This window comes from Microbispora sp. H10949, assembly GCF_014161435.1.
Classification (GTDB): Bacteria; Actinomycetota; Actinomycetes; order Streptosporangiales; family Streptosporangiaceae; genus Microbispora; species Microbispora triticiradicis.
In genome coordinates this window covers 630,394-646,554 of record NZ_JABBWZ010000002.1, presented here as the reverse complement: position 1 = coordinate 646,554, position 16,161 = coordinate 630,394, and the positions used below count along the sequence as shown (strand labels likewise).

Annotated in this window: 14 protein-coding genes; 4 read left to right on the top strand and 10 right to left on the bottom strand. The window is 70.5% G+C overall.

All coding sequences use genetic code 11. The annotated features are described in order from the left end of the window. Positions 1–65: 65 nt before the first annotated feature. The 4 genes from HHX40_RS07105 to ftsE all read right to left on the bottom strand — a co-directional run bounded on the left by HHX40_RS07105 (position 66) and on the right by ftsE (position 4,105). Complete coding sequence (locus HHX40_RS07105) at positions 66–1,949, bottom strand: penicillin-binding transpeptidase domain-containing protein (RefSeq protein ID WP_182879857.1); 1,884 nt, start codon at positions 1,947–1,949, stop codon at positions 66–68. A gap of 3 nt (positions 1,950–1,952) precedes the next feature. Then, positions 1,953–2,435 carry an SsrA-binding protein SmpB gene (gene smpB, locus HHX40_RS07100; protein ID WP_111699430.1) on the bottom strand — a complete coding sequence of 161 codons (483 nt, stop codon included), beginning with the start codon at positions 2,433–2,435 and terminating at the stop codon, positions 1,953–1,955. A 66-nt stretch (positions 2,436–2,501) separates the two neighbouring features. Continuing rightward, on the bottom strand, positions 2,502–3,401 hold the full coding sequence (gene ftsX, locus HHX40_RS07095; RefSeq protein WP_111699429.1) for a permease-like cell division protein FtsX: 900 nt from the start codon (positions 3,399–3,401) through the stop codon (positions 2,502–2,504). 14 nt (positions 3,402–3,415) lie between these two features. Then, complete coding sequence (gene ftsE, locus HHX40_RS07090; protein WP_111699428.1) at positions 3,416–4,105, bottom strand: cell division ATP-binding protein FtsE; 690 nt, start codon at positions 4,103–4,105, stop codon at positions 3,416–3,418. Positions 4,106–4,284: 179 nt separating this feature from the next. Between ftsE and HHX40_RS07085 the strand changes: the two genes are divergently transcribed. Further along, positions 4,285–4,476: a hypothetical protein gene (locus HHX40_RS07085; protein ID WP_111699427.1), complete on the top strand. Its 192-nt coding sequence runs from the start codon at positions 4,285–4,287 to the stop codon at positions 4,474–4,476. An 11-nt stretch (positions 4,477–4,487) separates the two neighbouring features. Here the strand turns inward: HHX40_RS07085 and prfB are convergent, their stop codons facing one another. Beyond that, a complete protein-coding gene (gene prfB / locus HHX40_RS07080; RefSeq protein ID WP_111699426.1) occupies positions 4,488–5,606 on the bottom strand; it encodes a peptide chain release factor 2 in 1,119 nt (372 codons plus the stop codon). 83 nt (positions 5,607–5,689) lie between these two features. Here prfB and HHX40_RS07075 point away from each other — a divergent pair, with 83 nt between their 5' ends. Continuing rightward, on the top strand, positions 5,690–6,802 hold the full coding sequence (locus HHX40_RS07075) for a hypothetical protein (RefSeq protein WP_182879856.1): 1,113 nt from the start codon (positions 5,690–5,692) through the stop codon (positions 6,800–6,802). Positions 6,803–6,817: 15 nt separating this feature from the next. Here HHX40_RS07075 and HHX40_RS07070 read toward each other — a convergent pair whose 3' ends face one another. The 3 genes from HHX40_RS07070 to HHX40_RS07060 form a co-directional block, all read right to left on the bottom strand. Continuing rightward, the gene (locus HHX40_RS07070; protein ID WP_182879855.1) at positions 6,818–11,776 is read right to left on the bottom strand and encodes an NAD-glutamate dehydrogenase; all 4,959 of its coding nucleotides are present in this window, start codon (positions 11,774–11,776) and stop codon (positions 6,818–6,820) included. 28 nt (positions 11,777–11,804) lie between these two features. Next, positions 11,805–12,626 carry a tryptophan 2,3-dioxygenase gene (locus HHX40_RS07065; protein ID WP_111699471.1) on the bottom strand — a complete coding sequence of 274 codons (822 nt, stop codon included), beginning with the start codon at positions 12,624–12,626 and terminating at the stop codon, positions 11,805–11,807. A 120-nt stretch (positions 12,627–12,746) separates the two neighbouring features. Then, on the bottom strand, positions 12,747–13,670 hold the full coding sequence (locus HHX40_RS07060; protein ID WP_182879854.1) for a DMT family transporter: 924 nt from the start codon (positions 13,668–13,670) through the stop codon (positions 12,747–12,749). 186 nt (positions 13,671–13,856) lie between these two features. On the opposite strand from HHX40_RS07060, the gene HHX40_RS07055 reads away from it, so the two are divergent. Further along, a complete protein-coding gene (locus HHX40_RS07055) occupies positions 13,857–14,582 on the top strand; it encodes an ArsR/SmtB family transcription factor (protein WP_182879974.1) in 726 nt (241 codons plus the stop codon). Positions 14,583–14,666: 84 nt separating this feature from the next. Here the strand turns inward: HHX40_RS07055 and HHX40_RS07050 are convergent, their stop codons facing one another. After that, the gene (locus HHX40_RS07050) at positions 14,667–14,864 is read right to left on the bottom strand and encodes a zf-HC2 domain-containing protein (protein WP_111699420.1); all 198 of its coding nucleotides are present in this window, start codon (positions 14,862–14,864) and stop codon (positions 14,667–14,669) included. After that, positions 14,864–15,436, bottom strand: a complete 573-nt coding sequence (locus tag HHX40_RS07045) for a sigma-70 family RNA polymerase sigma factor (protein ID WP_244301792.1) — start codon at positions 15,434–15,436, stop codon at positions 14,864–14,866. Before HHX40_RS07045 ends, HHX40_RS07050 begins: the two co-directional genes overlap by 1 nt. 123 nt (positions 15,437–15,559) lie before the next feature. Between HHX40_RS07045 and HHX40_RS07040 the strand changes: the two genes are divergently transcribed. Further along, on the top strand, positions 15,560–16,150 hold the full coding sequence (locus tag HHX40_RS07040; protein WP_182879853.1) for a DUF4142 domain-containing protein: 591 nt from the start codon (positions 15,560–15,562) through the stop codon (positions 16,148–16,150). Positions 16,151–16,161: the final 11 nt, after the last annotated feature.

The window sequence follows — 16,161 nt, the reverse complement described above, 5'->3', positions numbered from 1 at the left end:
CCCCCAATGGTTGCTCGCGCTCCCCGGTTTTTCTCAGGTCGGCACTGTCTCAGGCTGGCACTGTCTCAGGTCTGCGGCTGGGCGCCCCGGAAGAAGCCTCCCGCGACCGCCGGAGCGGCCTGAAGGTCACCGCTTTCCACCAGGACGGCGAGCGCCACGTCCCCCTGCCAGCCGACGAACCACGACAGCCTCGTCCGCTCCTTCTTCTCCGCCTGGGTCACCTGGGCCGCCACTCCGTACACGGGTTCGCCGGGGGCGGTGGCGGGGGCCGCCGCGCCCGAGGTGACGCCGGCCCGCATCAGCGTGCGCAGTTTGGCCGTGACCGCCGGGTCGAGCGTGGCCGGCGTGACCGCGGCGGACCCGCCCGCCTCCTCCACCGCCGGGTCGGGGGCGGCGGGCGAGGTGACCAGTGTCGGGGGGCGCCAGGTGCCGGACTTGACGGCTCCCGCGACCAGGGCCATCGCGAGCGGGCTCACCTTGGCGCCCTGCCCGGCGATGATCTTCGCGACCGCCGCGTCGCCCTGGGCGGCGGGCACCGAGCCGCTGAAGGTCCGCAGCGGCAGCTTCCAGCCGGAGCCGATCCCGAACTGCTGCGCGCTGCGGCTGATCGCCTGGCCGTTGATCCGCCGGGCCAGCGACGCGAGCGCGGTGACGCAGCCCTGGGCGAAGTCGGTCTGGAAGCTGGGGACCGTCACTCCGTCCACACCGGGCTGCTGGAAGCGCGCCCCGCCCACCGTCCGGTCGGCGCTGCACGGCACCTTCTGCTTGGGGTCGAGGCCCGACCTGAGCAGTCCTTCGGCCACGACGATCGAGAAGGCGGTGCCGGCCGCGTACCTGCCCGCGAGCGCGTCCCGCTCCTGGTGAAGCTGGTTGGTGGAGACGGCGAGCACCTCGCCGGTGGACGCCTTGACGGCAACGAGAGCGGCCGGGCGGGACCCCGCGACGGCGGCGTCGCCGGCGCTCTGCAGGCGGCTGTCGATCGTGGTGCGGACCGGCTCGTTCTCCCGCCCGGGCCACGCCTTGAGCTCCTTGACCTGCCGCCCGGTGGCGTTGTCCAGGATGACGACCCGGGTCTCGGTGGAGCCGGTGAGCTGGTCCTGGTAGGCCTTCTGCAGGCCGTCCCTCCCGAGGGTGTCGCCGGCCCGCTGCGGCCCGCCGAGCCGCTGCTCCGCCTCCGGGGTGATGGCCGTCACGACCCCGACGATCTGCGTCGGCGACTTGGGCGCCACCGGCGCGTTGTCGATCTCGAACCGCAGCCCGCCGATGGCCTCCAGCTTGGACTTGAGCTGGGCGAACTTCGTCCGGCCGAACGTCGCGAGCGGGACGAAGTCCTGCGGCGGCGACGACAGGATGCGGCTCAGCAGCCGGTCCTGGGCGAACCCGGTGATCTTCGACAACTGCTCGCACAGGTGGGCTGGGTCCTTGACCTCGGCCGGGGTGACCCCCGCGACGTGCAGCATCGTCTCGTCCTGCAGGGGCTCGCCCGCGCGGTCGAGGATGGGCCTGCGGCCCTTGGGGACCGTGGCGACGGCGAGACGCTGCCCGGCGTGCAGGTCCGGGTGGATGACGCTCGGCGACCACCGCACCTTCCACTGGCCGCCGGCCAGGTGCAGGGGCAGGGTGCCGTCGTACTGCCAGAGGGGGTTGTTCTCCCCGAGGTCCACCTCGGCGTGGTAGGCGGCCTGCGCGGCCTCGCCGTCCTGGCTGATCCCCTTGAGGGAGAAGCGGACCGAGGCGGCGTCCAGCTGGAGGCGGGCGTCCTCCAGCGCCTTCCGTACGGCCGCCTGGTCTCCGTCGGCCCGCCGTGCGGCGGCCGCGTAGTCCCCGGTCTGCCAGCCGACGAGGAAGTCGCGCACCGCCTCGTGGGGCGACGGCTCCTCGAAACAGCCGGTGAGCAAGGGCGCGGTCAACCCCAGGGCGAGCGCGGCCCGTACCACTCTGGCGCGCACGGTCTAGCGGCCCCCCCGCCGGCGGACGGCGTTGGACATCGCCCGCGACATCTCCCGGCTGGCCTGCTTCTCCATCAGCGTCTGGCGCTTGTCGTAGTCCTTCTTGCCCCGGGCGATACCGATCTCGATCTTCGCCCGGCCGTCCTTGAAGTACATCGACAGCGGGATCAGGGTGAGGCCCTTCTCCTTGAGCGTCGCGTCGATCTTGCCGATCTCCTTGCGGTTCAGCAGGAGCTTGCGGGTGCGCCGGGCGGCGTGGTTGGTCCAGGTCCCCTGGCTGTACTCCGGGATGTACACGTTGATCAGCCAGGCCTCGCCGCCCTCGACCGAGGCGTAGCCGTCGGTCAGATTGGCCTTGCCCGCCCGCAGGGACTTGACCTCGGTGCCGGTCAGCACGAGCCCGGCCTCGTAGGTGTCCTCGATGAAGAAGTCGTGCCTGGCACGCTTGTTCTGGGCGATGAGCTTGCGCCCGGTCTCACGTGGCATAAGGGGAGCCTACCGTCGCCGAGAAGGGCGAAAACGAGCTACGGGAAGCTACGCGGTCCGCGGAACTCACACCCGCAGGTAGCGGCGCAGCGTGACGAACGACGCGAAGACACAGATCAGCACGCCGATGGCCATGGTGCCGGTGATCACACCGGCGACGGTGTCCCAGCCGAGGGGCGCCACCATGTACGTCTGGATCTCCTCGAAGATGAAGATCTTGACGAGGATCAGCAGGACGCCGGACAGGACGCCGCCGATCAGGCCCGCGATCAACCCCTCCATCACGAAGGGAAGCTGGATGTAGATGTTGGACGCGCCGACCAGCCGCATGATCCCGGTCTCCCTGCGGCGGTTGTACGCCGACAGCCGCACGGTGTTGCCGATCAGCAGGGTGGCCGCGAAGACCATCAGGATCGCGATGCCGAGCGCCATGTTGCGCAGGGTGTCCATGAAGCCGAAGACCGACTGGAGCAGGTCGCGTTCGTTGACGACGTTGGAGACGCCGGGCTGCCCCTTGAGGTTGCTCGCGACGACCGCCGCCTTCTCCGGGTCCTTGAGCTTCACCCGGAAGGACTCCGGCATGTCCTCGACCTTGGTCACCGACAGCAGCAGCGTGTTGTTCTCGGTGTTCTGCCAGTTCTTGTACGCCTCGGCCTGAGTCTCGAACTTCACCGACTCGACCTCGGGCAGGCCCCGGATCGTCTGCTCCAGGCTGCCCTTCTCCTCCTGCGTGACCGCGCCCTTGTTCTTGCACGCGTCGAAGGGCGAGCCCTTCACACACAGGTAGACCGACAGCTCGACCTTGTCGCTCCAGAAGCCGGTGAGCTTCGAGACCTGAGAGTTGATCATCAGTCCGACGCCCAGCAGCGCCATGCCGACGGCCACGGTCACGATCACCGCGATGGTCATCGTGAGATTGCGCCGAAGGCCGATCCAGACCTCGGAGAAGATGAAGTTGGCCCGCATGGTCCCAGTTACTCCTAATACGCCTGGCCGTACACGCCGCGCGACTGGTCGCGGACGATCTTGCCGTCCTCGAGCTCGACCACGCGCTTGCGCATGGAGTCGACGATCGCCGCGTCGTGTGTCGCCATGAGGACGGTCGTGCCGGTCCTGTTGATTCGGTCGAGCACCTTCATGATGCCGATGCTCGTGGCGGGGTCGATGTTTCCGGTGGGCTCGTCCGCGAGCAGGATCATCGGCCGGTTGACGAACGCGCGGGCCATCGCGACCCGCTGCTGCTCGCCGCCGGACAGCTCCTCGGGCATCCGGTGGGCCTTGCCCTCCAGGCCGACGAGCTCGATGACCTCCGGCACGACCTTGCGGATGAACCGGCGCGGCTTGCCGATGACCTCCAGGGCGAACGCCACGTTCTCGTAGACGTTCTTGTTCGGCAGCAGCCGGAAGTCCTGGAACACGCAGCCGATGCGGCGGCGCAGGTGCGGCACCTTGAAGTTGGACAACTTCGCGAGATCCTTGCCGGCCACGTGGATCGAGCCGGAGTTGGGCCGCTCCTCCTTCAGGACCAGCCGGAGGAAGGTGGACTTCCCCGACCCTGACGGACCGACCAGGAACACGAACTCGCCCTTGTCGACATCCACGCTCACGTGGTCGAGGGCGGGCCGGTTTTGGTTCGCGTAGACCTTGGTGACATTATCGAAATGGATCACGGGCGCATCACGGCTAGCCAGTCTAGGGGGTGGGACGGCCGGTACGGGGGTCGCCGGTCACTTTGCTGTCGATCGACGTTCCGTTTGGCCGAAGGCCAGTCTAGGGGTAACACTGGCATGGAACGTCCATAACGGAAACAAAACGATTAGCCCTCGAGCGATGGGCCGGTAAAGCTGCTATGAGCTGCGAACATCTGATCTGCGCCGCCTGCGCGGGCCCCGTGGTGGAGGGCCGCTGCCCCGTCTGCCGCGAAGGCCGCGCCAAGCTGCACAACCACGGATTCCTGGGGCTGACGCCCCTGACCATCACGTTGATCGTGCTCCTCGTCCTCGCCCTGGTCGCGACGGTCGGACACGTCAGCGGTTATTAGAACCGCCGTCTCTACTGGGCGTCGCCGGCTTCCTGGCGGCGCATCCAGCGGATCTCGCCCTCGATGAACTCGTCGAGGTCGCCGTCCAGCACGGCGGAGGGGTTGCCCGCCTCCACCCCCGTGCGCAGGTCCTTCACGATCTGGTACGGGTGCAGCACGTAGTTGCGGATCTGCGTGCCCCATGACGTCGTCGACTCGCCGCGCAGCTCGTTCATCGCCGCGGCCTCCTCCTGGCGCTTGCGCTCCAGCAGCTTGGCCGAGAGGACGGCCATCGCCGTCGCGCGGTTCTGCAGCTGGGACCGCTCGTTCTGGCAGGAGACCACGATCCCGGTCGGGAGGTGGGTGATCCGCACGGCCGAGTCGGTCGTGTTGACGCCCTGGCCGCCCGGCCCGGACGACCGGTAGACGTCGATGCGCAGGTCGTCCTCGTTGATGTCGATGTGGTCGGTCTGCTCGACCACCGGGACGACGTCCACGCCCGCGAAGGAGGTCTGCCGGCGGCCCTGGTTGTCGAACGGGCTGATCCGGACCAGCCGGTGGGTGCCGTGCTCGCCCCTGAGCGTGCCGTACGCGTAGGGGGCCTTGACCGTGAAGGTCGCCGACTTGATGCCGGCCTCCTCGGCGTAGGAGGTCTCGTAGACCTCCGCCGGGTAGCCCTTGCGCTCGGCCCACCGCAGGTACATCCGCAGCAGCATCTGCGCCCAGTCGGCCGCGTCGACGCCGCCCGCCTGGGAGTTGATGGTCACCAGGGCCTCGCGGGCGTCGTACTCGCCCGCCAGGAGCGTGCGCACCTCCAGCGCGCCGACCTCGGCCCTGAGCGCGGCGAGTTCCTTGTCGGCCTCGGCCAGCGCGTCCTCGTCGCCCTCCTCGGCCGCGAGCTCGAACAGGACCGGGAGGTCCTCCAGACGGCGGCTCAGGCCGTCCACGCGGTTCACCTCGGCCTGGATGTGGGAGAGCCGGCTGGTGACGCGCTGGGCCTGGTCGGGGTCGTTCCACAGGTCGGGCGCGGCAGCCTGCTCCTCCAACTCGGCGATCTGCTTGCGCAGGGCGTCGAGGTCGAGCACGTCCTGGATGCCTCTCAGCGTGCCGCCAAGCTCGTTGATCTCTTCGGCTGGATCGATGACTGCCACGTCTGTAAAGGGTACGCGAACCGGAGACCCTGTCAGGCAGCGCGCCTCGGTAGCATGTGCATCGATCGCATCGGGAGGCTGGCGTGAACGGGGTCGTTCGGAGTGCGCTGGCCCTCGCCCTCCTGGCGTCCACGGTCCTCGCCTGCTCGGGCGGGGAGCCGCCGCGGGCCCCTGCCGCGGCCGTCTCCACCGTTCCGGGCGACGGGCACGACGGGCGTGGCGCGAGCCCCGCGCCGTCCCCCTCGCCCTCGGCGTCGCCGAGCCCGCCCACGGTGACGCTGAAGGACGCCTCACGGGCGCTCGACACGTTCCTGGAGACCGACGAGGTGCTCAGGGCGGCCCACGCCGACCGCTGGGCGTACCAGCTCACCCAGGACGGCCAGCGCCCGATCACGATCGCCGAGATCCGTACGCAGGGCGGCAGGCGGCCCGCCAGCTACCACTGGGACCACCGCACGGTGCTCGTGCCCCGGCAGAGCGGCGCGGCCCAGTGGTTCGCGGCCACCGCCGAACGGCACGGCGGGCCGGGCGGCGCCCGCACCGGCGTGTTCACCTTCGTCCGGCAGGGCCAGGACGGCCCGTGGCGCAACAGCTTCACGTCGCTGCTCAATCCCGGCGAGAAACCGCCCGCGGTCGAACTCGACGCGGAGGGGTACGCCATCGCCCTGGGGTCGCGCGACTCGTCGGTGGCGATCAGTCCCAACCTGATGGGCCCGCTGCACGCGACGGTCGCCGAGGAGGGCCCCAAGGGATACGCCTCCGGGCTGATCGCCCCCGGCCCGCAGACCACCGGCTTCTACGAAGAGATCGGCAGGACCAAGGCGAAGGCGAAGGCCGACGACTGCATGGCGTACGAGTCGATCTTCGCCTCCGCGCCGAACTACCCGATCTTCGCGCTGCGCACCCGGGACGGCGGCGCGCTGACGATGTACACGCTGATCCGGACGTCCTCGTGGATCACCAGCGCGCAGGGGCCGGGCCAGGGCCAGGGGGTGAAGTGCAGCGAGGGCCGCCCGGTGGCGGTCCCCGCCGCGGCCCGCTGGTTGCTGAGCCCCACGAAGGACCTCATGATCCACCAGAAGCGGCAGATCGTCGAGACCCAGCAGTACGTGAGCGCGGTGCCGCCCAAGGCGTCCACCGCGCCCGTGCACGTCGTCGGTTACCAGGGCGTCGTCACCGGCGGCTTCAACCGCTGACCCGGGACCGGGAGGCTACGCCTCCGCGTGCGGCAGGTTGCTGGTGGAGACCAGCGTCCGCACCGCGCGCAGCGCGACCGACAGCGTCGCCAGGTCGAACGTGTCGCTCTCCCAGATCTCCGACAGCGTCTGCCGCGACCGGGTCACCGCGGCCTGGTTGGCCTCCGTCCAGCTCGCCAGCCGTTCCTCCGGCGACAGGCCCGGCCGGCTGTGGATCAGCACGTCCCGGGTCAGCGTGGCGTGGGCGGCGTACAGGTCGTCGCGCAGCGCCGACCTGGCCATCGAGTTCCACCGGCTGTCGCGCGGCAGCGCGATCACCCGCTCCCGCAGCCGGGCGAGCTGGAGCCGGTCGGCCAGGTCGAAGTAGACCTCGGCCACCTCGCTCACCGGCCTGCCGGTGTACGTCGCGATCTCCACGAGGTCGAAGGTGGAGTAGGCCGGCACCATCGCCGCGACCCGCTCGGCCAGCTCCCCGGGCACGCCCCTGGCCGTGAAGGAGTCCCTGCGCTCCTCGTACGCCGCCAGGTCGGGGCCGGTCAGCAGCTTCGGCAGGTGCGGCAGCAGGCCGCCCGCGCCGTCGATGAAGTGCCGCGCCGTGGAGGCGAGGTCGAGCGGGGGGCGGCGGTTGCCGAGCAGCCAGCGGGTGCCGCGCTCGGACAGCTTGCGGCCCTCCAGCAGCATGGCGAGCTGGGTCGCGGTGTCGACCTCGTTGTCCAGCGCCTCGACCTGCCGGACGAACGACGGCAGGTCGAAGACCTCGCGGGTGACCAGGTAGGCCCGCACGATGTCGGGCGCGGAGGCGCCGGTCTCCTCGCCGAACCGGAAGACGAAGCTGGTGCCGCCGAAGTTCACCACGTCGTTCACGATCCGGGTCGTGATGATCTCCCGGCGGAGCGGGTGGGAGTCCATGTACGGCCGGAGCCGGTCGCGCAGCGCCGAGGGGAAGTACGACACCAGCCACGACGCGAGCGACGGGTCGTCGGGGATGTCCGACTGCAGCAGTTCCGCGTCCACGACGAGCTTGGTGTAGGCCAGCAGCACGGCGAACTCGGGGTTGGCCAGCCCAAGCCCGGCCTGGCGCCGCTCGGCGAGCACCTTGTCCGACGGCAGGAACTCCAGCTCCCGGTTGACCAGCCCGGCGCGCTCCAGCCTCCGCAGGTAGCGGGAGTGGATGTGCAGCATCTCCGGCGCCTGGGCGCGGGCCGCCGCGAGCACCACGTTCTGGGCGTAGTTGTCCTCCAGCACCAACCGGCCGACCTCGTCGGTCATGTCGAGGAAGAGCAGGTTGCGCTGCTTGTCGGTCATCTCGCCGTCGCGGACGACCTGATCGAGCAGGATCTTGATGTTGACCTCGTGGTCGGAGGTGTCCACGCCGGCCGAGTTGTCGATGAAGTCGGTGTTGATCAGGCCGCCGTTCAGCGCGAACTCGATCCGGGCGCGCTGGGTGAAGCCGAGGTTGCCGCCCTCGCCCACGACCTTGCAGCGCAGGTCGGCCGCGTTGATCCGGAGCCCGTCGTTGGCCTTGTCCCCGGCGTCCGCGTGGGTCTCCGACGACGCCTTGACGTACGTGCCGATGCCGCCGTTCCACAGCAGGTCGACCGGGGCCCGCAGGATCGCGTTGATCAGGTCGTTGGGGGCGAGCGCGGTGACGCCGTGGGGCAGGCCGAGCGCGGCGCGCGTCTGCGGGGAGAGGGGGATCGACTTGGCGGTGCGCGGCCACACGCCGCCGCCCGCCGAGATCAGCGACCTGTCGTAGTCGGCCCACGAGCTCCGAGGCAGCCCGAACAGGCGCAGCCGCTCGGCGAAGCTCCGCGCCGGGTCGGGGTCGGGGTCGACGAAGACGTGCCGGTGGTCGAAGGCCGCCACGAGGCGGATGTGCTCCGACAGCAGCATGCCGTTGCCGAACACGTCGCCGGACATGTCGCCGATGCCGGCCACGGTGAAGTCGGTGGTCTGCACGTCCACCCCGAGCGTGCGGAAGTGGTACTTCACCGACTCCCAGGCGCCCTTGGCGGTGATGCCCATGGCCTTGTGGTCGTAGCCGACCGAGCCGCCGGAGGCGAAGGCGTCGCCGAGCCAGAAGCCGTACTCCTTGGCCACCCCGTTGGCGATGTCGGAGAACGTCGCGGTGCCCTTGTCGGCGGCCACCACGAGATAGGTGTCGTCGCCGTCGTGCCGCACCACGTCGGGCGGCGGCACGACCTCCCCCGCGACCAGGTTGTCGGTCAGGTCGAGCAGGCCGGAGATGAACTGGCGGTAGCAGGCCACCCCCTCGGCCATCATCTCGTCCCGGCCGCCCCCGCCGTTTTTGAGCTGGGGCGGGTTCTTGACGACGAATCCGCCCTTGGACCCGGTCGGCACGATCACGGTGTTCTTCACCATCTGCGCCTTGACCAGGCCGAGGATCTCCGTGCGGAAGTCCTCCATGCGGTCCGACCAGCGCAGGCCGCCGCGGGCGACCTTGCCGAAGCGCAGGTGCACGCCCTCGACCCGGGGCGAGTACACGAAGATCTCGTACTTCGGCCGCGGCAGCGGCAGCACGCTGATCGCCTGCGGGTCGAACTTCAGCGAGATGTACGGCTTGCGCCTGCCGGTGACGAACTGGCTGCCGGCCGCCCCGGCGTCCCGCCCGTCCGTACGGTCCGCCTGGAAGACGTTGGTGCGCAGCGTCGCCTGGATCATCTCCAGGTACGCCCGCAGGATGCGGTCCTCGTCGAGGGAGGCCACCTCGTCCAGCGAGGCGAGGATCTCCTCGGTCAGCGCGTCGCAGACCTCCGGCCTGGCGTCGTCCGGCCGCCGGGGGTCGAGCCTGGCCTCGAAGAGCCGCACCAGCAGCCGGGCCAGCCGCACGTTGCCGCGCAGCACCCGCTCGATGTACGACTGGCTGAACGTGCTCCCGGCCTGCCGCAGATACTTGGCGTACGCCCGCAGGATCTCGGCCTGCTCCCAGGTCAGCCCGCCGGCCAGCACGAGCGCGTTGAAGCCGTCGTTCTCCACCTCGCCGCGCCACAGCACGCCGAACGCGTCCTGGAACAACCGCTTGAACTCGTCGCGGTGCACCTCGTCCGAAGGGGTGTAACGCAGGCCGAAGTCGTAGATCCAGGCGTCCTTGGTGGCGGGGTCGTGGTCGCGGTCGATCTCGTACGGCCGCTCGTCCACCACCTCGACGCCCATGCGCTGGAGCAGCGGCAGCACCCGCGACAGGGAGATCGGCGCGCCCAGCCGGTACACCTTGAACCGGCGCTCCCCCTCCGCCGCGCCGTACGGCTCGTAGAGGTTCATGCCGATGGCGTTCGGCTCGTCGCCGAGCGCCTCCAGCCGCTTGAGGTCGGCGACCGCCGTACGGGCCGGGAAGTCGGCCTTGTACCCCTCGGGGAAGGCGACGCCGTACCGGCGCAGCAGCGCGGGCGCGTCCTCCTCCGGGCACAGCTCGTTGATCGCGTCGGTGAGGTCGTCCTCCCAGGAGCGGGTGGTGGCGGCCAGCCGCGCCTCCAGCTCCTCCAGGTCGACCGGCGTCTCGCCCAGCGGCCTGCCCCGCTCGCCGCGGATCACCACGTGCAGCCGGGCCAGCGCCGACTCGCCGATCGAGGTGCTGTAGTCGAGCGAGGTGCCGCCGAGGGCCTTGAGCAGGATCCGCTGCATGTCCAGGCGGACCTTGGTGGTGTAGCGGTCGCGCGGCAGGAAGATCATGCAGGAGATGTAGCGGCCGTAGTCGTCGCGGCGCAGGAACAGCTTGACCTGCTTGCGCTCGCGCAGCCGCAGCACGCCGAGCGCGATCGGCAGCAGCTCGTCCACGGGGATCTGGAAGAGCTCGGCGCGGGGGTAGGTCTCCAGGATCTCGATGAGGTCCTTGCCGTCGTGGCTGTCGGGCGACAGCCCGGCCCGCTCCAGCACCTCCGCGAGCTTGCGCCGCAGGACGGGGATGCGGGAGATCGACTCGTTGTACGCCACATGGGTGAATAGCCCGAGGAACCGGCGCTCGCCGATCACCTCGCCCTCGGGGGAGAACTGCTTGACCCCGATGTAGTCGAGGTAGTGGGGCCGGTAGACGGTCGCCCGGCTGTTGGCCTTGGTGATGATCAGCGCCTGTTTCTCCCGCGCCTTCGCGCGGACCTCCGGCGGCAGGGCCGCGAAGCTGTCCGACCCGGCCTTGTCGGCCCGCAGGATGCCGAGCCCGGTGCCGGGCAGGGCGCGCAGCGCCGCGCCGCCGTCGGTGTCCTCAAGCCGGTACTCCCGGTAGCCGAGGAACGTGAAGTGGCCGTCGGCGAGCCAGCGCAGCAGCTCCATGCTGTCCTCGACCTGCGCGGTGTCGAGCGGCGGCGGCTCGGCCGAAAGATCGTCGGCGGTCCGCACAGCGAGCGCCCGCATCTTGGCGAAGTCCTCGACCGCGCAGCGCACGTCCTGCAGGACCCGCTGCAGGTCGCTTTCCAGCTCCTTGAGCACGGCGGGATCGGACTGCCGGTCGATCTCGACGTGTATCCACGACTCGCGGATGATCTGCCCGGTCACGTGCTCCTGGTCCGGGCCGAGCAGCTTGCCGGTCATGTCCCGGCGCACCCGAATCTGCGGGTGGATGAGCAGGTGCGTGCCGATCTCGTGCCGGTCCAGCTCGGTCGTCACCGAGTCGACCAGGAACGGCATGTCGTCGGTGACGATCTGGATCACCGTACGGCCCGGATCCCAGCCGTACTCTTCGAGGGTGGGGGTGTAGACGCGCACCAGGGGGCGGCCCTGCGGGCGGTTCTGCGCGAGGTGGCGGTGGGCCGTCGCGGGCCCGTACACGTCCACCGGGTCGCGGTCGGCCAGGTCCTCGGGGGGAACGTTCCGGTAGTACCGCCGCAGGAAGGTCAGGGGGTCCTCCCCGTCCACGTGCGGCGCTCCCGGCGCGTGTGCGCAGGTGTCGGCGGCGGTGCGGAGAAGCGCGTCCAGCGCTTCATCCGATTCCTGCCGGTTCAGCGCCATCTCGAGCGGCATGTCGCTAACTCACTCCCTTGTGAGGATTTCAAAGCCAGGCCCGTAGTTCCCATAGAAGGGGGAAGAAGTGCAAACGCGTCCGCCCCCGGAGATAAGGTGCCCCAGACGAGCCGCCGGTACCGGATTTCGTCCCGATTTGGCGCTCGACCATCTGTACGTGTCGCATCCGCCACAGGGCGGTCGTCTCGTCGTGGGTGAGGAGATCCTCGGCCAGGTCCCACAGATCGTCATGCGATCCCCGGTCGCGGGCCACGGCCAGCAGGGAGTCCATGATCTCCTCGTCGGAGACCGGCAGGCCACGCTGGGAGAGGGCGGTGAGATAAGCATCCCACAGCGTGGGCTCGGCGAGCCGACGCCGCAGCCTGGCGATTTCCGCGTCGCCCGCGCCCCGCAGCCTACCGAGGTACGAGGGGTCCTTGGCCCCCGACAGGAACTCGAGCTCCCGGAACTGCACCGACTGGAAGCCGCTCGCGGGAGCGAGCACCGACCGGAACTCCAGGAAGTCCTGCGGCGTCATGGTCTCCATCACCTGGACCTGGTCGACCAGGACCTTCTCGACCGCGTGCACCCGGCGGAACAGGTGCCTCGCCCGCCACAGGGCGCCCTCGGTCATCGCGTCCCTGATCCGCTCCAGCTCGTGCAGCAGGAGCTTGAACCACAGCTCGTAGACCTGGTGGACGGTGATGAACAGCAGTTCGTCGCTGGCCCCGGACCGCTGCTCCTGCTGGGCGAGCAGCTCGGGCAGCCGGAGGTAGCCGCCGTAGGACAGGCGCCCGCCCTCCTCGCCGAAGCTGCGCGGAGGGGGCAGCACGTCCCCGGACCCGGCCCGGCCGTACGGCGTCGCAGGCATGCGCCACTCCTCCACGATGGGCGCGTCCCTTTTTCCGATCCCCATTGACCGAAAGCCCGGCACCACCGCACCCGATATCACCCCATGACATCACAGACGTCAACTCGGCGCGCACCGGACCTAGCTGGAGGTCCGTGCCCGGCCGGGGCGGCGGGAGACGGCCACCCCCACCAGGCAGAGGGCCCCGCCGACCAGCGTGAGCGGGCCGGGAACCTCGTCGAGCAGCAGCCACGACATGAGCACCACCAGGGCGGGCACGAGGTAGGTGGTCGCGCCCATCCGGCCGGCCGTCGTACGGGCCAGGGCGAACGCCCAGGTGGTGAAGGCGACGGCGGTCGGGCCGACGCCGAGATAGAGCATGTTCAGCGTCGCCGGCAGCGGGGCGCGCGCCGCCTCGGAGACGAGGACCCCCGCGAAGGGCAGGCAGGCCGCCGCCCCGATCAGGCAGCCGAACGTGGTCACCTGCAGCGCCCCCGCGTGCCGGAGCGCCGGCTTCTGGACGACCACCCCGCCCGCGTACGCCGCCGCGGCCAGCAGGCACAGCACCACACCGAGCAGGGAGGAACGGCCGCCGCCGGACATGGAGAGCCCGACGACCGCCGCGCCGGCGAACGACACCGCCATGCCGACGATCAGCGGGCGCGGCAGACCCTCGCCGAGCAGTCTGCCGCCGAGGAGCGCGATGAGGATCGGCCCGATGTTGACCAGCAGCGCCGCCGTGCCCGCGTCCACCTCCCGCTCGCCCCAGTTCAGCAGGACCATGTAGCCGCCGAACCAGAGGATTCCCGAGCAGACGATCCCCGGCCAGGCGGCACGGGCCGGCCACCCCGGCCGGCGGACCAGCGTGATCACGCCCAGCACGAGGGCCCCGGCGAGGAGCCGCCCCAGGGCCAGGGCTCCGGGAGAGTAGGCCTCTCCGGCGCTGCGGATGGAGACGAAGGCCGAAGCCCACAACAGGACCGTGACCCCCGCGGCCGCGAGGGCGGCGCGAGCCGCGGGACGGTGGAGCTCTTGGCCGCGGTCGACGCGCGTTTCGGTTCTCACCCGGCCAACGTTAGGACCAGGACGTTTCGCCCCATAACGAATTATCCGCGAGCCGGACGGCCCGGCGTTCCGCCCAGTCGCGTCGCCGCGGGCTCTGTCGCCACGGACTCTTCGGTCGCGACCGCAACGTGGGTGCCGCATCCTGGGGCCATGCCGTCCACGCCGTCCACGCCGTCCACGCCGATCATGCCGTCCACGCCGTCTTCCGGGCGGGTCACCTCCGGTCTGGCCGCGCTTGCCGCGCTCCTCGCCGACGAGACGCGGGCGCGGTTCTGCCTGGCGCTGCTCGACGGCCGGGCCTGGACGGCGGGCGAGCTGGCCCGGCACGCCGGAGTGGCCCCCTCCACCGCCAGCGCGCACATCGACCGGCTCGTCGAGGGCGGGCTGCTCACCGCGGAACGGCAGGGCCGGCACCGCTACGTACGGCTGGCGGACGCCCAGGTGGCCCACCTGATCGAGGACCTCGCGGCGCAGGCCGCACCCGGGCACGGGCGGCCGGACCGGCCGCGTACGCTGCGGGCCGCGAGCGCGGCCGGGGCGCTGGCGCGCGGCCGCACCTGCTACGACCACCTGGCGGGCCGGCTCGGCATCGCCGTCACGGAGGCGTTGACCGAACGCGGGTTGTTGCGCCAGGACACCGGCTTCGCGCTCACGGACGCCGGTCTGCGCTGGTTCGCCGACCTGGGAACGCCCCTCGCCCCGTCGGGCCGGCGCCCGCTGGCGCGCGGGTGCCTCGACTGGACCGAGCGCAGGCCGCACCTGGCGGGACTCGCCGGAGCGGCGCTGTGCCGCCACGCGCTGGAGACGGGGTGGTGCGTGCGGATCGGCTCGACCCGCGCCGTCCAGGTCACCCCCGAAGGCGAACGCGCGCTGGCGGAACTGCTCGGCCTCCCGGCGGCGGCTCTGCGCTGACCGGGAGCTGACGAGGGCTGACAGGGGTAGGCGCTAACGGGGGAGGCGCCGACCGGGGCGGGCGGAACGCCAGGAGCCGGCCGGTCAGGGAATGGTGCGTTCCGAGGGGATGGAGCCGTCCTTGAAGGCGTCGAGCATGCCGGGCAGGTCCTGTGTCTCCAGCAGTTCCGCCCGGCACGGCGCGCAGTCGTCGAGGTGCCGCTCGAACTCCTCGGCCTCGTCGTCGTCCAGCACTCCCAGGGCGTACGCTGCCACGTCGAAGTGCGGCGACGACGCGGACATCAGCTGGCCACCCCCCTCTCCTTCAGGGCCGTACGAAGTGCGCGCAGGGCGTAAAAGAGCCTCGACTTCACGGTACCCGGTGGGATGCCCAGAACTTCGGCCGCTTGGCTTACTGTCCGGTCGCGTAAGTATGTCTCTTCGATAACTTCCCGGTGCTGGGCGGACAGGTTCCGCAGCGCGTCCGCGACCACGATGGCCGCCAGCGTGCGGTCCGCGCCGTCCGGCACGGCAAGGCTGTCCTCCTCGGGAGCCTCCACCTCCCTGGGCCGGACGCCGCGCCGGCGGCGTCCGTCGATCACGATGCGGCGGGCGACGGTGAGGAGCCACGCCCACAGCAAGTGGGGCTCCCATGTCAGCTTCGCCGAGTTGCGCCAGGCACGCACCAGCGTCTCCTGGACGACATCCTCAGCCCATTGCAGGTCGTTGCCGGTCGTCTTGCGCACCTGACGCAGCAGCGGACCGCCGAACTCGCGGTAAAGCTCCCTGATCAGGAGTTCCTCTCGATCGGGGTCGTCGTAGTCATTGGAATCCAGACGCACGAACCGGCTGTCGAGTTGTCGACGCACGGCCACATATTTGCACCAGCGTTAGTTGTTCGTACACCACATCCGTAACTCCAGTTATTTCTGACTACGTCCTGAACCGCCCCCGGCGACGCCGCGTACCTCCGACCGAAGGTCACGAAAGGAGGCACGATGCGGTTCCGTTTCGGGGAACTCCTGGTGCTCGGCGTCTTCCTCTTCGCGGCGGCCGTCACGGTGATCGTGGTCGTCCCCAGGAGCGCGTCGTCGGCCCAGGCGGGCTGGACGCAGACCCCCTACGGCCCGCTGAGCCCGGCCGACCGCGACCTGCTGGTCAGGGTGCGCTGGGCGGGGCTCTGGGAGATCCCCGCCGGGCGCTGGGCCCAGGACCGGGCCGGCAGCGAGAAGGTCAAGGACGTCGGCAGGCACCTTGTGGAGGACCACACCAAACTCGATGCGCAGGTCCGAGAGCTCGCCGCCAAGCTCGGCGTCCCGCTGCCGGACCAGCCGAACCCGGATCAGCGGGGGTGGCTGGACGAGATGGCCGCCGCACGCGGCCCCGAGTTCGACCGCGTCTTCGCGGACCGCTTGCGTAACGCCCACGGCAAGGTGTTCACCTTCGTCTCCGCGGTCCGCGCGGGCACCCGCAACAGCCTGGTCCGCGACTTCGCCGGGCAGGCCGTCGACGTCGTGATGAAGCACATGACCCTGCTCGAAGGCACGGGTCTCGTCGACTACTCCTCCCTCCCCACCCCCACCGTCTAGAAGGTGCATCC

What these genes read in the sequence shown, in the direction of transcription:
- HHX40_RS07040 (WP_182879853.1), top strand. Translation starts at nt 15,560, where the DNA reads ATGCGGTTCCGTTTCGGGGAACTCCTGGTGCTCGGCGTCTTCCTCTTC.
- HHX40_RS07070 (WP_182879855.1), bottom strand. Translation starts at nt 11,776, where the DNA reads ATGCCGCTCGAGATGGCGCTGAACCGGCAGGAATCGGATGAAGCGCTG.
- HHX40_RS07065 (WP_111699471.1), bottom strand. Translation starts at nt 12,626, where the DNA reads ATGCCTGCGACGCCGTACGGCCGGGCCGGGTCCGGGGACGTGCTGCCC.
- ftsX (WP_111699429.1), bottom strand. Translation starts at nt 3,401, where the DNA reads ATGCGGGCCAACTTCATCTTCTCCGAGGTCTGGATCGGCCTTCGGCGC.
- smpB (WP_111699430.1), bottom strand. Translation starts at nt 2,435, where the DNA reads ATGCCACGTGAGACCGGGCGCAAGCTCATCGCCCAGAACAAGCGTGCC.
- HHX40_RS07050 (WP_111699420.1), bottom strand. Translation starts at nt 14,864, where the DNA reads ATGTCCGCGTCGTCGCCGCACTTCGACGTGGCAGCGTACGCCCTGGGA.
- HHX40_RS07055 (WP_182879974.1), top strand. Translation starts at nt 13,857, where the DNA reads ATGCCGTCCACGCCGTCTTCCGGGCGGGTCACCTCCGGTCTGGCCGCG.
- HHX40_RS07085 (WP_111699427.1), top strand. Translation starts at nt 4,285, where the DNA reads ATGAGCTGCGAACATCTGATCTGCGCCGCCTGCGCGGGCCCCGTGGTG.